Source organism: Prosthecobacter sp. (assembly GCF_046154365.1).
Taxonomy (GTDB): domain Bacteria; phylum Verrucomicrobiota; class Verrucomicrobiia; order Verrucomicrobiales; family Verrucomicrobiaceae; genus Prosthecobacter.
Window position 1 is genome coordinate 46,678 of record NZ_JBJXFV010000239.1, and the last position, 15,860, is coordinate 62,537.

Below are 15,860 nucleotides of genomic sequence, written 5' to 3' on the forward strand. Positions count from 1 at the left end.
AGGCGGGACGCCCCAGTCCACTGACAGCCGGGACGGCCATCCTCCATGGATCAACCCGCCCGCTTCCAGTCCTCACGACTCACTCGGCTGCGAAGCGCGTTGGCTTGATCGTCATCAAAAGACTCAGCTTTCGGATCCCAGCGCAGCGGGCGGCCGAGTTCCATCGCGATGAGGCCGAGGTGCATCGTCGTGCTGAGGCTGTGCAACGCCTCAGCGTTGTAAGTCGGCGTGCTGCCGGTGCGGATGGCTTCGAGGAAGTTGGGATGCTCGCGTTTCGGACGCGGCCAGATTTTGTTCGTCACGGAATCAATGGGACGCTTGAAAATTTCCATGTCACTCGACCGCAGCATGCCGTCCCAACCTTCAACGGCCACCCAGCCGTCGCTGCCTTCGATGCGGATCGACGGCTTGTCGGCGCTGACTTCCATCACCGCACCGTTTTCATACGTGTAGGTCAGATGATAGGTCTGCGGCACAGTGTTGATCGAATCCGGCGGAATCTCCCCCTTCCCTTCCACCTTCACCGGGCTGCTGTTCTCCGCGCCGATGGCGACCTGCGCGCTGTCGATGAGATGCGCGCCCCAGTCGGTGAGCGATCCGCCGGAGAAATCGCGAATTTGCCGCCACACCTGGTCATTCGTGAGACTCGGGAAGTAATCACGCTTGGGCGCGGGGCCGAGCCACAGATCGAAGTTTAGTTCTTCCGGCACCGCTGCGGTCGCCTCCTTTGGAAACACCGGCTTCTTCGGCAGCGAAATCACGATGTGCTGCACTTTGCCGATGCCGCCGTTCCGCACGACCTCGCAGAGCTTGTGATACTTGATGAGCGAGCGGTCTTCGAGCCCGGTGGCGAACACCGCCTTCTTCCTCGCCACGAGATCGGCAAACGCGCGTCCTTCCGCGATGGTGAGCGTGGGCTTTTCGCAAAATACATGCTTCCCGGCCTCGATCGCCATCGTGGCCATGGGGATGTGCCAGTGATCCGGCGTGGAGATGACCGCCGCATCGATGTCCTTCCTCGCTAGCAGCTCACGGAAGTCGGCAATGTCCGCGCAACCCGTGTCGCCGTTCTTTTGGTTCACCACATCAATCGCACGCTGGCGGCGGCTCTTGAAAACATCGCAGATGGCGATAACGCGGCAGTCGTCCTCCTGCAGGAAGGATTGCAAGTTCACGCCAAAGCCATGCTTGCCCACACCGATGCAACCAAGCGTGATTTTCTTCGACGGAGCGTCCGCGCCCAGCAGACGCGCTGGAATGAACTGCGGCGCCACACCTGCGGTGAGAATTCCGGCCATGCCGGATTGGATGAACGAACGGCGTGAGGATGAGTTCATAGTGGGTGCGTGTGAAGTTAAGAACGTAGCTTCGATTGGCAATCGAAGCCGGATTCGACTGCCAGTCGAATCTACTTTCCGCGAATCACCGGTGCGAGCCACTTGGCAGTCTCGTCGGCGATGACGTTGTAACCGGCGAGGTTTGGATGGCGGTCGCCAGTCCAGCCGGGGAGATGGCCGAAGATGCCGTCGAGGCGGTTGTCGAGCACGACAACGGTTGGGTCGGTTCCTGGCTGGATGTAAGGTGTGACGAAGGCGCGGAGGTTCTCGGGAATTTTGGCGAGCGAGTAGCGGCGATAGTTGAGCCCGTCGGGGTTCTTCTTCAACTCGGCGTGATACCGCGGAGCGATGTCTAAGAGCGTGAGCTTCTCATCGGTGGCGATCTGTTTGATGAGCGCGTTGATGTCGGCATGCAGGTTGTCGAGCGCATACGGGATGGCGGTCATCGGAATGAGCATGGACTTGGGATGATCTTTGCGCAGGCGTTCGAGGAGTTCATGGAAGTCCTTCGGGAACGCGGTGTTGAAGTCCTTGATCCGCGACTGGTCGTTGAGGCCGTAGCGGATGAAGATGTAGTCGGCCGGCGGCTTGGTCTTCACGGCCTTGTCATAGCGCGTGTCGAGCAGGCGGCGGATGTATTCGCCGCTGACGCCTTCATTATAGACGTCGCAGGGCGGCAAATCGGCCTCGGCGGCGAGTTTGATGCGCAGCGTGTCCTCGATCTGCGGTTCATCAGGCGCGAGCTTCTTGGGAATGCTCGCCTCGGTGGTGCTGTCGCCGAGAAGGATGATTTGCAGGCGCTTTTTGCCTGCGGTGGCATCGCTGAACGCAAAGGGCTGGCCACCGATGAGTTGCTCCGAAGTGATGGTGGAGCAGATGCGCTTCTCGACATGCTGGATGAAAAGATCGGTGCCGCGCACATGACTGACGAAAGGCCAGCGTGCGGGATTGTACATGGTGTCCGTCATGTCGCGCATCAGGACGACGTGCTTGCCGTTCTTCGCCATCTGCCGCAGGCCGAAGGGACGACCGGAGACGCACATGTTGGTGTGGACGCCCATGAGGATGACGTTGTCGATGTTCTTCGACTCCAGCAGGTTCCAAATCTCCACGCCGCTGTCGCTGATGACATCCTTGGCTTGATCGATGCGAAGCGTGTCGATCTGCTTGGTCCACGGTGCTTTCGGATTGAGGCCCTTTGCGGTTAATTCAACGGCCCACTTCGCGTGCTCGGCGGGATCATCGTCTTCGCCGCCGTCGCTTTGATCGAGCGGATATACGGCCAGTTCCTCGGCAGGAATTTGTTTGCACCAGTCGGCAATGTGATCGGGCAGACGAGCGGCAGGCGGTGCGGACTTTGCACGTTCCCGTGCCGGAGTGCCCTCGTAGGGCTTCATGCATGAGCTGGGTGCATGAATGATGAGCACGCCTTCCTTGCGCGCTTTTTCGAGCACCTCATTGAAGCGCGGAGCCATCTCGCCCTCACGCGTCACGGCGTTTTTGCAGTGATGCAGGTCCCACATGTCACACACGATGATGGCCGTGCGTGACGGGAGCCATGATTCTTTGACGAGCGTGGCCCTGCCTGATGGAGAGCGCGATTGAAGCGTCAGAGCAAGCGGGGTGTCGGCGGCGAAAGCCGACAGGGTGACAGCGAGAAAAAGTGCGATTGTTTTCATGATTAGTTCGAGAGCTTCTTGTGCAGTTCGTGGACTTTGGAGGCGATGCGGTCTTCGACGCTGTCGGCCCAGCCGGCGGCGGCTTCGTAGTCGCCTTCTTTGAGGACGCGGAGGCTGGGGACATAGCCGGTGTAATCGTTCGAGTAACCGGCGACCCAGACACCCGCCGCACCGGTGAACTCGCGTTTGAAGCGCAGCGAGTAATCGACCACGACCTCGCTGCCGAGCGTGATGAAGGTGAGGTCGTTGCCGAGTTTGATGACCTGCACTGGATAAGGATGCGATTCGCGACCCGGCTTGGCATAATCGAGGATGATCTCCTCATACGCGGCACGGATCGGGCCTGCGATGGGCCGTGGATTGACGGTGAGCGCCATTTCGACCGCATTGGAAAGCGAGCGGCCATGCTGCATGGAGAGTTCGAGGTCGGTGATGCCGGGAACGACATCGCTGCGACGTGGATACGGGTTTTGATCGGCCCCGCATCCCATCAAGAACAGCGCGGTGAAGCCGGGGCGATGCTCTTGGAGGTATTCCTGCGCGAAGCCGGCGTAGTCGCCGCAGAAGTTGTAGAAGCCGAGGCTGGTGTTGTGGCAGGCATAGCCGAACAGCGTGGCCCGCAGCGTGCCATCGGGCGCTTCGACGCGCAGCGCGGGCACTTCGTGATCCACGGGGCCGTCGGGGTTCGGCGCTTTTTTGGCATTGGGATGATCCGGCGGCAGCGTGTAATCACGACGACGGTTCATGGCGAAACCGCAGCGCGCCTTGTTCCAGGTGAGCCGCGCCGGTTGCACATCCGCCAGCGCCTTGCCGATGATGCCGACGATGTCGTCCTGCAGCTTCTGCGTGTAGTCCCAGGAGTCTTTGGCCTGCGGGTTGTCCTTGTCTTTCTCGGTCAAAGACGTCGTGCGCAGCGACGGCCCGCTGTGCGTATGCGAGGCGTTCATGACAAGATTGGCCTGCGGCAGCTTGAACTCCTTTTCAGCACGCTCAGCCACCGCATGGCGCAGCAGTTGCGGCACGCCGATGAGATCGAGCGTCACAAACACCAGCTTGTTCCCCTGCTCATCCTGCAAGGCCAGCGCCTTGGCAAAAAGGTCCTGCACCTTGCCCACGGCAGGCGTCTTGCGCGACGCATAGCCCGCCATGAAAAGCATCTTCTGCGGCGTCACTTTGGCGACGGCCACACCTACCTTCCAGTTGGCTGGAACGTGTGGTGCAAGAGACTTGGGTGGTGTTGGCGGCGACAGCGGGGTGGCTCCAGGTGGAGCGGCGATGACGCTGGTGGTGAAGAGAACAACGGTGAGGATTCCTCGGAGTGACATGAGCAAACTACGTCCGTGTGAGCGTTGTTTCTTCCAATTCCATGTCACGCATCACCGCCATCGAAACCGCCATCCCGTCCGGCATCATGCCGAATCTGTTGCTCGTCCGCATTCACACGGAGGACGGGTTCATCGGCTGCGGCGAAACGTATTACACGCCGCATGCCATCGCGGCGTTGATCCATGATTGGATGGCGGAACGACTGCTCGGAGCCGATGCGCTGGCAATCGAATCGCACTGGCGCTTCCTGTATGAGCGCTGCACGCCGTTTGGGCATCCAGGTGCGGAGATGCGGGCGCTGTCGGCCATTGATCTGGCGTTGTGGGACATTCTTGGGCAGGCGTGCAAGCAACCGGTGTATCGGCTGCTCGGTGGTCCGGTGAGGGAGGCGATTCCAGTGTATAACACAAGCGGCGGACCGAGTTACGGTGCGCTGAATGGTGCTGCGGAAGCACCACGTCATCCGGGCTGGCCGGGCTATGGCGACATCGGCAGCAAGGGGCCGTTGCAAGACAACTGGGCCTCGCACTTCGCGGCGGGCGATCTTGCCGAGGAACTGCTCGCCGAAGGCATCACGGCGATGAAACTGTGGCCGTTTGATCGTGCGGCACATCGCAATGGCGGTTTGCACATTTCATGGGCCGATGTCGAAGAAGGCATGAAGCCGCTGCGCGAGATTCGCGAGCGTGTGGGCATGAAAATGGACATCGCCATCGAAGGACACGCGTTTTTCCAGCTTCCAGCGGCGGAACGCATCGCGGAGGCGTTGCGTGAGATCAAGCCGCTGTGGCTCGAAGACGTGCTGCGCGTCGATAACGCCGCCACGCTGGCCGATTTTCGCCGCAGAAGCGGTCTGCCCATCGCCGCGAGCGAGATGCTGCTCGGGCGCAAAGAATACCTCGCCGTGCTGCAAGCGCAGGCCTGCGACTACTGCATGGTCGATCCCACTTGGAACGGCGGCATCAGCGAAACGCGTCGGGTGATCGACATGGCGCAGACTTTCAACGTTCCTGCGACGATTCACGACTGCACGGGGCCGCTGACACTGTTCAGCGGGCTGCATCTCGCGGCTTCATCGGCCAATGTCGTGTTTCAGGAGACGGTGCGGGCGCACATCCGCTCGTTCTACGACAAGCTGGTCGATACGCTGCCTGTCATCACGAATGGCAAGGCGCAGTTGCCGACGGGCACGGGTTTGGGGACGAAGTTGAAGGACGAACTGTTCCGCGAAGGCGTGAATGGGTGGCGGCGGAGCATGGTAAAGTAGCGGAGTGCTGGGAGCTGAGGCCCGCGCTCCGCTGGCGTTCGCTTCATTGCGGAGCGTGGCGGCATGACGTAGTCTCGCGGTCGTGTTCTCCCGCTTCATTCCTGAACTCACCGCCCTGGATGCCGATTTGCGCGAGGCTTTCCTCGAAAAGCTCCGCGTGCGCTGGACGCACACCTCGACGGCGCTGGAAGGAAACACGCTGACGGAAGGCGAGACGTTTGGGGTGCTGCGTTACGGCCTCACTATTTCAGGAAAGCCGCTGGCAGATCACAACGAAGTCGTCGGCCATAGCCGAGCGCTGGATCTACTGTATGGCTGGCTGGATGAAGGGCGTGTCTTGCAGACGGAAGACCTGCACGCACTGCATCAAGCCGTGCAAGCCAGCGTGGAAGTGGACTATTTGAAGCCTGTGGGCGCGTGGAAGCGCGAGCCGAACTCCACGCTCGCGAAACAGGGCGGCAAGACGGTCATCAACGACACTTACGCGATGCCGGAGCAGGTGGCCGCGCTCATGCAGGACTGGTTGGCAGGTTTTCAGCAGCGTCGGCAAGACACGAGTATGTCAGCGCTGGATGCGTATGTGTGGAGCCACGCGACTTTCGTACGCATCCATCCGTATGCCGACGGCAATGGCCGCATGGCGCGGCTGCTGGCGAATCTGCCCGTGATCGAAAAGGGATTGCTCCCCATCTTCATTCCGTCTGAGCGGAGACTCGATTACATTGAGGCTTTGGCGACCTGGCAGCTTGCCAGCTGCTCGGTGCGCCCAAATCAATCGCTGGAGGGCGATGTGAAGCCTATGCAGGCGTTTCAGGCTCTTTGTGAACTCTGCATGAAGGAGTCGAACGCGCTGTTGGATGAGGTTCGAGCAACGCAGGTGGCAAGAAGGCTTTAGAGCGCTTTAGCCCGCATTTCTCACACTTTGCATTTTGTGCCGCGGCGGTGTAGCGCGGAATTCCGATTCCGCGAAGGTGCCGACTCGGTATCGGAATACCGAGCTACAACGAGCGCATGAACACGCTGTGCCATGAAATCGACGAGAGTGTGAGAAATGCGGGTTAGAGCCTCGACTTCATCCACGAGTAAAAGCTCGCGCCGATCTGGGCGTAGCCGACGGGGTTAGGATGGACGCCGTTGTTGTTGGGGTAGCCATCGACGGGGTCGAGGTTGAGTTCGGTGGGGACGAGATGGATGCCCTCCTGCTCGCGGTTGGCGAGGCGCTTGAGCATGAGCTGGACAATGCGGTGCTGGATGCGTTTCCAACCCCAACGCGGGTATTTGTCTTTGTAGTTGGCGGTGAAGCCTTCCTGGCGCGAGTTCGGCGGTGTGGTCAAACCAACGGCGAGGATGGCCTTGGGGGCGGCTTTGTGGAAGGCGGCGAGGAGTTTGTCGGCGTTGTCGAGGACTTCGTTGATCTTGGCGTCGGGCTTGGTGGGATCAGCGCCGAAGCAGTCGTTGATGCCGAGGAGGAAGGTGACGACATCCGGCGGCTGGCTGTCGCAATGCTCTTTGAAGTAGCGGTTCAGATCGAAGACGCCGGTTTTGCCATCTTTGACGGGGAAGATGAAGGGGCTGGTGGCTTTGCGGGCGAGCGGTCCTGCGGTGACGCCGGGAGTTTCGGGGGTGAATTTGGTGAGGAAGGTGGCCCAGGCCCAGCCGCCGTAGCCTTCATGCGCGACGCCGGGCTGCGCGCCTGCGGGTTGGTGCGTGCCGAGCAGCGTGAACTTGGGATTGCCGGGCGTGGCGAGCAGGCGGGCGATCTCGTTCGGGTAAACCGTCGCGTGCGTGAGGCTGTCGCCAATGATGAGCAGACGCAGCGGTTTGGTGGAGGCGGATTTGCGCGGGGAGATGTGCAGCGTGGTCTTGCCCTGCTCCAAAATTTTGCCGCTGGCGTCTTTGACGGTGATGGCGAGCGGGTGATCGCCGACATCGGAATCGCCGGGAGTGATCGACCAGTGGCGTGAATCATGGGTAATCCGCGCTCTGGCGAGCGCAGCCACGTTGCAGGTGAACTCGAAGCGATAGGTCTCGGGCGTCTCGGTGAGGACGATGTTGTCGTGGTAGATTCTCATCGGCATGTCGGGCGTGGCGTAAACGACGGGAGGGAGGGTGAGCTGGAGGTCGCCGGCGAAGGCGGAAGCCGTGATGGCGAAGAAGACGAGGCTAAGAAGTCGATTCATGCCTCCGATTACGGAGAGCCGTGAACAAATCGTTCCATGAAGCGAAGGATGGCGGCCATGGAAAGCTGGCCGCCGGGTGTGGAGGGAAAGTAATCGGTGCCGTGCGTGCCCCAGGGGAGTTCGAGGAAGTGATGATCATCACGGCCCGAACGCAATTCGGTGAAGCGGCGGCTGTGGCCGATGCCGACGAGGGAGTCGAGCGTGCCGTGGATGAGCAGCGTGGGCAGGCTGTGTGTCTCAAGGAATGCGGTGGCGGAAGCGGTGCGGTAGGCGTCGGGGGCTTCGTGCGGATCGCCGCCCATGTATTGGCGGACGAGCGTGAGTGATTTCAACAGATCGTCAGGAAGCGCCCACTCCCGCGCGAGATGCATGTTTGGCGTGCCATAAACCGAGATGCAGCCACAAGCGCCGAGCTCTGGCCTGCCGTAAGCACATGCGGCGGCGATCTGCGCACCGGCAGAGCGACCCATGAGGACGATGCGATGCGTGTCGATGCCGAGTTCGGCGGCGTGATCGCGAATCCACTCGAAAGCACGAAGGGTGTCCTCGGATTGGGCGGGCCACTTGTGTTTCGGCGCGAGACGATAACCAAAAGAGCACACCACATAGCCGTGGGAGGCGAGTTCAGCGTTCGCGCTGGTGAATTCACCGGGATCGCCGCTGTCCCAGCCGCCGGTGTGGGCGATGAGCAGGCAGGGCAGCGGCTTGTCGGCTCCGACAGGGCGATAGATCACGATGTCGAGCGATTCATCTTCCTGCCGCCAGTAGGTGCGGCGTTCGTGATGGACTTCAAACTTGCGGGTGTGAAGCGGCAACCACAGGCGCAGCCAGGAAAAGGGCAGACCTTGCGCTTTGGCGATGCGCGATGCCTGAAAAGCAGGACCGAGGAAGGCGCAGGACAGCAGCAGAAACAGGAGCGCCAGCCAGCGTGAACTGTGAATGGCCGGATGTATCAAAACGAGCGACAGCAGTGCCAGCCAGTGGCCGAACTCAAGCGTGGCGAGCTGCAACTGCCATTGCAAACGCGTGGGCGACATCATCCAGGCGTTCAGCGCCAGAAACGAAAGGATGAAAAGTGCCAGAAGGAGAGCCACGGGTTTCACGGAACGGATGCTATCCGACTGATCTGTGGCTTTGGATTCATTAAATTCCCACCGCTCAAGCGAAGATGAGGCGGCCTTTCGGCTGCGGCACCTCACGTCCGAGGGAACGGGCGGTTTCGATCCATTCGTCGATCACAACACATGCATTATTCAGCGCCACCTCGTAGGTGCTGCCATCGGCCATGCAGCCGGGCAGTTCGGGCACTTCGGCCACGAACGCCTCGTCGGCTTCGCTCCAGTAGAGAATGATTTCGTATTTACTCTTCATCTGCGGGAACCAGGTGATGGCGGGCGACAAAGATAGCCGAAACTGCGGGCAGAAATGCCCGCATTACTCAACCCGCAATCGTGAACACCTCGCGCGCATCGGCGATGCTGCCGGTGAGGGCGGCGGCGGCGACCATGACGGGGCTCATGAGGATGGTGCGGCCAGTGGGGCTGCCTTGGCGGCCTTTGAAGTTGCGATTGCTCGATGAGGCGCAGAGCTGGTCGCCGATGAGTTTGTCGGGGTTCATCGCGAGGCACATGGAGCAACCGGCGGCACGCCATTCGAAACCGGCGTCGTTGAAGATTTGGTCGAGGCCTTCTTGTTTCGCGAGGACATCGACGATCTGGGAGCCGGGAACGGCTATGGCTTTGACCCCAGCGGCGACTTTGCGGCCTTTGATGAACTTCGCCACTTCGCGGAAGTCGCTGAGACGACCGTTGGTGCAGGAGCCGATGAAGGCGACGTCGATCTTGGTACCCTTGATCGGCTGGCCGGCGGGCAGCTTCATGTAATCGAGCGCGTCCTGAATGGAGATGCGCGCAGGCTCGGTGGTGGCGCTTTCTGGAGTCGGCACGTTTTCAGTGACGGCGATGGCCTGATCCGGGCTGGTGCCCCAGGTGACGGTCGGCGGCACGTCTTCGGCCTTGATGTTCACGATGTCGTCATACACGGCGTCTGCGTCGGTGGCGACGGCACGCCATTGGGCGACGGTGGTCTCCCAGGCATCGCCTTTCGGCGAGTAGGGGCGGCCTTTGAGGTATTCGAAGGTCTTTTCGTCGGGATTGACGTAACCGCAGCGCGCACCGCCCTCGATGCTCATGTTGCAGACGGTCATGCGCTCTTCCATCGACATGGCGTCGAACAAACTGCCGCCGTATTCGTAAGCGTAGCCGATGCCGCCGTTCGCGCCGAGCAGGCGGATGATGTGGAGGATGACGTCCTTCGAGTAAACGCCGGGGCGAAGTTGGCCGTCCACGTTGATGCGGCGGACTTTCATCTTGCCCAGCGCCATGGTCTGCGTGGCGAGGATGTCGCGCACCTGCGTGGTGCCAATGCCAAGGGCGATCGCACCGAAGGCGCCATGCGTGGCGGTGTGGCTGTCGCCACAAGCAATCGTGGTGCCTGGCTGCGTTATGCCTTGCTCAGGTCCGACGACGTGGACGATGCCCTGCTTGCCGCTGGCGAGGCTGAAATAGGTGATGCCGAAGTCCTTGGCGTTCTTGTTGAGCTCCTGGATCATCGCCTCGGCGAGCGGATCGGAAAACGGCGAGACCTGGCTATCGGTCGGGACGATGTGATCGACGGTGGCGAAGGTGCGGTGCGGATAGGCCACTTTCAGGTTCAAATCACGCAGCATGCCGAAGGCCTGCGGGCTGGTGACCTCATGGACGAGATGGGTGTCGATGAGGAGCTGTGCCTGGCCGTTGGCGAGCGTGCCGACGACGTGTGAGTCCCAGACTTTTTCGAAGAGAGTTTTGCCCATGATGCGTGCGAATTGGAGGTTTGGAGGGCCGCGAGCCTAGCACGCACGGCGGACGGCGCAAGAAAGCCTCTTGGCTTTTGCCGCGAACCTGCCAGCATCCGCGCCCATGAAGTGGCTGAAAAATCTCTACGTGCAGGTGCTCATCGGCATCATCCTGGGCATCCTGATGGGCCTGGTGTGGCCGGTGGAGTCGGTGCCGCTGAAAACGCTCGGTGTCGCCTTTGTGAATGCGGTGAAGATGCTCATCGCGCCGATCATTTTCTGCACGGTCGTCCATGGCATCGCGGGGATGGGCGATTTGAAGAAGCTGGGCAGCGTGGGGTGGAAGGCGCTGGTGTACTTCGAGGTGGTCACCACCGTGGCGCTGATCATCGGCCTGTTGGTGGCCAAGGTGGTGGAGCCAGGCTCCGGCATGCACATGAACCCGGCGGAAATCGTGCTCAGTGAGTCCGACCAGGAGGAATTCAACACCTACACCAAGACCGGCGCGAAGCAGACCGTCGTCGCGCATTTGATGCACATCATCCCGAAGACCTTTGTCAGCGCCTTCGCGGAAGGGGAGATTCTCCAGGTGCTGTTCATCGCCATTTTGGCCGGTATCGCGCTCGCGCAGCTCGGCGAGCGGGCCAAACCGGTCACGGATCTGCTGCACACGGTCTCGCAGATGTTTTTCGGCATCGTCGGCATGGTGACGAAGGCCGCGCCCATCGCCGCGTTTGGTGCGATGGCCTTCACCATTGGCAAATACGGCCTCGCCGCGTTGGGCAAGCTCATGCTGCTCATGGGCTGCGTGTATTTGACCTGTGCGCTGTTTATCTTCGTCGTCCTCGGTCTCATCGCCCGCTGGAACGGTTTCAGCCTGTGGAAGGTGCTGCGACACATCAAAGAGGAGCTGCTGCTCACGCTTGGCACCTCGTCATCAGAGGCCGCGCTGCCGGGATTGATGCGCAAGATGGAAAGCAGCGGCTGCTCGAAGGGCGTCGTCGGCATAGTGCTGCCAGCGGGCTACTCCTTCAATCTCGATGGCACCAGCATCTACCTCACGATGGCCGCGCTGTTCGTCGCGCAGGCCACGGACACGCATCTCACACTGGTGCAGGAGTTGGGCATCCTCTCCATCCTGCTGCTCACGTCGAAAGGTGCTGCGGCGGTCACGGGCGGTGGTTTCATCACACTCGCGGCCACGCTCGCCGCCACACATACGATTCCCGTCGCGGGTCTTGCGCTCATCCTCGGCATCGACCGCTTTTTGTCCGAAGCGCGTGCCATCACCAATCTCATCGGCAACACCGTCGCCATGCTGGTGGTGGCGAAGTGGGAGAAGGAGTTCGATCCGGAGGCGGGGAAGATGCTGCTGCGGTGAGTCCCGCAGCACTTCACAGATCAATCTTCATCGGCGGTGGCGGGGCGAGCTTGAGGACGGGGCCTTCATCGCGGGTTTCCACGGCATCGACGGGGATGGCTTTGCGGATCGGGCTGCCGTCGTCATTGACTGGGCGGGCGCGGGGGATGGCCTGCTCGGCGTTGTAGGGATCCTCGCCGATGACGGTGAGGGCCTGCATGCGCACGGGTTCGATGTGGGTCCACTTGGCGGCGTCGGCGATGAGCGGCGTGGATTCGATGCCGCTGAGCGGTGACTGATAGCGGAACTGGTCCATCTCCTTGGGCAGACCATCGCCGGTGTGCATGGTGCAAAAGCCATCAAGCGGTGTGCCGGGCCGGAGATACTCAAAATAGGTGGAGCGCACGGACTTCTCGACACCGTTGGCACCTTTGATCTTCTCGTAGCAGTAGTCGGTGGCGCGCATGCCGCTGCGCTGGCAGATCTCCACACGCTCGGCGACCTGCGGCGGGGCGATTTCCACCGGCACGAAGCGTGTGGTGCTGGCGTTGATCATGTCCGTCCACACGGGCAGCACGATGCGGTTGGAGAAGGCCCCGGGATAGATGGTCTTCATCTTGTCAAAGCCGGCCCACACACCGCAGGTAACGCCGGAGGTGTAGCCGAGGAACCAGACATCCTTGAACTCGTAATGCGTGCCGGTTTTGCCGCCGGCCACAAATTCGCCGAGCTTGTACTCGCTGACCGCCGGGCTGCCGGTGCCGCGATGCAGTGCCTCGACGAGGCAGGTGTGCGTCTGATACGCGGCGATGGGGTCCATGCTCTGCACGCTCTGCAGGGCGGACTCGGCGATCTGGAAGACGGCCTTGTCATTGCTGTCGGTGATGCGCTGGATGAGGTTCAGCTTCTGCGGGCGGCTGCCGAGCGTGGGGAAATTCGAATACGCCAAGCACATCTCGCTCAAGCGTGCCTCGCTGGCACCGAGGAAAGTGGAGGGATAATCCCGCAACTCGGAGGTGATGCCGGCCTTCTGCGCGACCTGCTTGACCATCGGCACGCCCACACGCTCGCCGAGGCGGATGGTGGCTGAGTTGCGACCCTGCACGAGCGCCTCACGCGAACTCATCGGCGCCTGCGACCACTTGGGATTCGCCACTTCCGCGCCCCACTCACCGAGGATGCCGGTCAAACCGCCGATCATGACGCGGCGGTTGTCCAGCGGCGCATCATCGACCTTCGTGCCGGGATAAAGCCCCTGGCTGCTGAACGCGGCGGCATACACCAGCGGCGTGAAGGCCGTGCCGACCGAGCGCACGCCGTCGGTGGCGCGGTTGAACTGGCTGTCGCCAAAGTCACGCCCACCGACCATCGCCAGGACGCTGCCGTCCTTGTTGTCGATCATCAGAGCGGCGGACTGCAAATACTCCGGCATCGGCTTCGGGGTGGCGGGGTCGATCTCCCCACGCTTCAAACGGGCGCGGTAGTCAGTCATGATCGCACGGAATTGCGCGAAGGTCTGATGCTCGTAACCGGGGCGCTTCTCAACCTCGGCCATGCGTTTGGTGACCGCGTCCTCGGCGGCCTTTTGCAGATCCTGGTCGATGCTGGTGTAAATGCGGAAACCGCCGATGGAAGCACGGTCCTCGCCGACGAGGTCCACCACCTCACGCCGTACGGCGTCGAAAACGTAGCTCAGGCGTGGGTCGGTGCTCTGCGGTGCGGTGATGAGCGGCTTGCTCTTGAGCTTCTCCGCATCCTCATGGGTCAGCGTGCCCTCGATGACCATGCGATCGAGCACGTAATTGCGCTCCTTGAGCGCACGCTGCGGGTGCTTGACGGGCTGGATGTTGTTCGGACTCTTGATCAGGCCGACGATGGTTGCCGACTCCTCGATGGTCAGCTCCTTCACATCCTTGCCGAAGTAGCCGCGTGCCGCCGCCTGCACGCCGTAAAAATTCGCACCGAAGAAGATGCGGTTCAGGTACAGCTCGAGGATTTCAGACTTCGAGAAGTGCTTCTCGACGCGCTGTGCCAGGAAGGCTTCGAGGATTTTACGCTTGTAGCTTTTTTCGAGGAGCTTGAACGTCTGCCGTGCGAGCTGCTGCGTGATGGTGCTCGCGCCCTGCGTGACTTCACCCGCCCGGAAGTTCAGCCACATCGCACGCGTGAGGCCGATGTAATCCACGCCGTCGTGCTTGAAGAAGCGCGAGTCTTCCTGCGCCACCAGCGCGTCGATGAAATGCTGCGGTACGTCCGTGATCGGCACCGGGGTGCGGTTCAGCACGTAGAGGCGGGACATCTCATCGCCGTTGCGATCATAGATGATGCTGGCGGACTCCAGCTTCTTGAGTTCTTCCAGGTCGAACTTCTCCGCATCCTTGCGCATCGGCGCCATCACCGTGCTGTAAACGCCGAAGGCCGCCACGACGGCGAGGATGGCCAGTGCCACCAGCGCGCTGAACCAGCCACGGCGGTAGAACGGCAGTTTCAGGCCGGCTTCGCCGCGCCAGTTGCGCTCAGGCTTCACATCGAGATCATCACGGAACATGGCGTTGTTAGAAAGTTGGGCGCGGAAACTACCCGCCCTTCACATGACGCGCCAGTTCTTTCCCGCCTTCCGCATGCCATCCCTGCCCCAAATTCTCCGTGACCAACTCGCCACCGGGCCGCTGCCCTTTGCGCAAGTCATGGCGCTGGCGCTCTACCATCCCGAGCATGGCTATTATGGTGCCGGGCCACGCCGAATCGGCCGGCAGGGCGATTTTTTCACCAGCGTGAGCGTGGGGCCGCTATTCGGCAAGCTGCTGGCCATACAGGCGATTCAGGAATGGCAGACGCTCGGCGAGCCGAAGGATTTCACGATCATCGAACAAGGCGCGCACGACGGCCAACTCGCCGAAGACATTCTGAACGCTCTCGAAGGCCGTCCGCTGCGTTATCTCATCGTGGAACCGAATCCGCGTTACCGCGAAGCGCAGGCGAAGCGACTCGGTGATCGTGTGCAGTGGATGGAAAATCCCACGGCACTTCAATCCGGCCCCCAGCACGGTTTTTTTCTCTGCAACGAGCTGCCCGATGCTTTCCCGGTGCATCTCGTGCGCTGGAACGGCACGCGGTGGGAAGAATTGTACGTTACCGAGGCACTCCAGTTCGTGCCCGGCGAGTTTTCATGCGCTGAACTCGCAGAGGAGGCAAAACACCTGCCGCAGGACCTCGCCCCCGGCCACACGCTCGAAATCAACCTCGCCATGCTGCATTGGATTCGTGATCTGGCGCAGGCCGCGTTTCGCGGAGCCATCTTCATCGCCGACTACGGCCTCGATGCCGAGGAGTTCTTCGCCGACACCCGCTCCAGCGGCACCCTCCGCCGCTACAAGCAGCACCAGATGGACGGCCGCGTGCTGGAAGACCTCGGCGAATGCGATCTGACCACCCACATCAATTTCACGCGCCTCATCGAAGAAGCCACGCGCCACGGCCTCACGCAACGCGACTACGACCTCCAAGGCCGCCTGCTCGGCCGCATGGCGATGCCCTGGCTCAAAAGCCTCGAAGGCCAGCCGCTGGATGCGGCGGTCATGCGCCAGTTCAACTCCCTCACACATCCCGCGTTCATGGGGCGGTCGTTTCGGTGCTTGGTATTGGAGAAGCCTTCGAGGTAGCCCTGCCAAGTCGGACCTCATCATTCCCCCACCGCCTTTGCCACCTGCTCAATCAGAGCCTCGGTCACAAAAAGTCCTGCACTCCTGAGTTCGGAGAAAACAGGACGGCATGCCGGGATAAAGCCACGCATTGCAGCGATGCAGTTGGGATCAAATGAGCGCGGCAGCGTCCTGGAGTGCTCCAGCCCTCTGGAGCTTTCCGTGAGCCTGGGG

Annotated in this window: 12 protein-coding genes and 1 pseudogene; 4 read left to right on the forward strand and 9 right to left on the reverse strand. The window is 61.4% G+C overall.

Translation table 11 applies throughout. The features are described from left to right. Positions 1-50 precede the first annotated feature (50 nt). The 3 genes from ACKVY0_RS30155 to ACKVY0_RS30165 form a co-directional block, all read right to left on the reverse strand. Positions 51-1,337, reverse strand: coding sequence for a Gfo/Idh/MocA family protein (locus ACKVY0_RS30155; protein WP_409218601.1), 1,287 nt, complete (start codon positions 1,335-1,337; stop codon positions 51-53). A gap of 71 nt (positions 1,338-1,408) precedes the next feature. Then, positions 1,409-3,016, reverse strand: coding sequence for an SGNH/GDSL hydrolase family protein (locus ACKVY0_RS30160; protein ID WP_409218602.1), 1,608 nt, complete (start codon positions 3,014-3,016; stop codon positions 1,409-1,411). A 2-nt stretch (positions 3,017-3,018) separates the two neighbouring features. Continuing rightward, positions 3,019-4,341 carry a neutral/alkaline non-lysosomal ceramidase N-terminal domain-containing protein gene (locus ACKVY0_RS30165; protein ID WP_409218603.1) on the reverse strand — a complete coding sequence of 441 codons (1,323 nt, stop codon included), beginning with the start codon at positions 4,339-4,341 and terminating at the stop codon, positions 3,019-3,021. 17 nt (positions 4,342-4,358) lie between these two features. On the opposite strand from ACKVY0_RS30165, the gene ACKVY0_RS30170 reads away from it, so the two are divergent. Further along, positions 4,359-5,609, forward strand: a complete 1,251-nt coding sequence (locus ACKVY0_RS30170; RefSeq protein WP_409218604.1) for a mandelate racemase/muconate lactonizing enzyme family protein — start codon at positions 4,359-4,361, stop codon at positions 5,607-5,609. Between the two features lie 82 nt (positions 5,610-5,691). After that, positions 5,692-6,504 carry a Fic family protein gene (locus ACKVY0_RS30175; RefSeq protein WP_409218605.1) on the forward strand — a complete coding sequence of 271 codons (813 nt, stop codon included), beginning with the start codon at positions 5,692-5,694 and terminating at the stop codon, positions 6,502-6,504. 163 nt (positions 6,505-6,667) lie between these two features. Here ACKVY0_RS30175 and ACKVY0_RS30180 read toward each other — a convergent pair whose 3' ends face one another. The 4 genes from ACKVY0_RS30180 to leuC all read right to left on the reverse strand — a co-directional run bounded on the left by ACKVY0_RS30180 (position 6,668) and on the right by leuC (position 10,643). Then, positions 6,668-7,789 (reverse strand): SGNH/GDSL hydrolase family protein, encoded by a 1,122-nt coding sequence (locus ACKVY0_RS30180; protein ID WP_409218606.1) that lies wholly within the window; start codon positions 7,787-7,789, stop codon positions 6,668-6,670. An 8-nt stretch (positions 7,790-7,797) separates the two neighbouring features. Then, positions 7,798-8,883 carry an alpha/beta hydrolase gene (locus ACKVY0_RS30185; RefSeq protein ID WP_409218607.1) on the reverse strand — a complete coding sequence of 362 codons (1,086 nt, stop codon included), beginning with the start codon at positions 8,881-8,883 and terminating at the stop codon, positions 7,798-7,800. 64 nt (positions 8,884-8,947) lie between these two features. Continuing rightward, a complete protein-coding gene (locus ACKVY0_RS30190) occupies positions 8,948-9,160 on the reverse strand; it encodes a type II toxin-antitoxin system HicB family antitoxin (protein ID WP_409218612.1) in 213 nt (70 codons plus the stop codon). A gap of 67 nt (positions 9,161-9,227) precedes the next feature. Continuing rightward, entirely contained in the window at positions 9,228-10,643 is a 1,416-nt protein-coding gene (gene leuC / locus ACKVY0_RS30195; RefSeq protein ID WP_409218608.1) for a 3-isopropylmalate dehydratase large subunit, read from the reverse strand. Positions 10,644-10,749: 106 nt separating this feature from the next. On the opposite strand from leuC, the gene ACKVY0_RS30200 reads away from it, so the two are divergent. Further along, complete coding sequence (locus ACKVY0_RS30200; protein ID WP_409218609.1) at positions 10,750-12,006, forward strand: dicarboxylate/amino acid:cation symporter; 1,257 nt, start codon at positions 10,750-10,752, stop codon at positions 12,004-12,006. Positions 12,007-12,019: 13 nt separating this feature from the next. Here ACKVY0_RS30200 and ACKVY0_RS30205 read toward each other — a convergent pair whose 3' ends face one another. Next, positions 12,020-14,533: a transglycosylase domain-containing protein gene (locus tag ACKVY0_RS30205; protein WP_409218610.1), complete on the reverse strand. Its 2,514-nt coding sequence runs from the start codon at positions 14,531-14,533 to the stop codon at positions 12,020-12,022. Positions 14,534-14,606: 73 nt separating this feature from the next. On the opposite strand from ACKVY0_RS30205, the gene ACKVY0_RS30210 reads away from it, so the two are divergent. Further along, a complete protein-coding gene (locus ACKVY0_RS30210) occupies positions 14,607-15,647 on the forward strand; it encodes a class I SAM-dependent methyltransferase (protein ID WP_409218611.1) in 1,041 nt (346 codons plus the stop codon). Between the two features lie 20 nt (positions 15,648-15,667). Here ACKVY0_RS30210 and ACKVY0_RS30215 read toward each other — a convergent pair. Further along, positions 15,668-15,860 (reverse strand): annotated as a pseudogene (locus ACKVY0_RS30215) (hypothetical protein); the annotation flags it as partial.